The sequence below is a fragment of the Vibrio sp. HI00D65 genome (assembly GCF_001635455.1).
Lineage (GTDB): Bacteria > Pseudomonadota > Gammaproteobacteria > Enterobacterales > Vibrionaceae > Vibrio.
Genome location: NZ_LWEH01000559.1, coordinates 1 through 252, shown reverse-complemented (window position 1 = coordinate 252; position 252 = coordinate 1). Strand labels below are relative to the sequence as shown.

Below are 252 nucleotides of genomic sequence, written 5' to 3'. Positions count from 1 at the left end.
TGGCATGTTATTCGTTTATTAAAGATTTTAGCCTGTTGCACCGCTCGTTTGAGAGCCTTTCTTGGTGCAGAATCGTGTAAATGATGCCGACAAAGCTTATTAGTCAGTGGGTGCCGACAGATGCTTAAAGAAGGAAAGATAAACATCCAAGCAATTTGTTTAAAAGCGTTCGGGTACTTTTTACCAAGGGCGTGTGGAAGCGAGGGACCGATGCCTTGATTGATATCTTCTTCTTGTATTTTTGACGCTTTC

General features: G+C 42.1%; 1 pseudogene. It reads right to left on the bottom strand.

Annotated elements, in window-relative coordinates:
• Window positions 1-252 (bottom strand): annotated as a pseudogene (locus A3712_RS28520) (recombinase XerD); the annotation flags it as partial.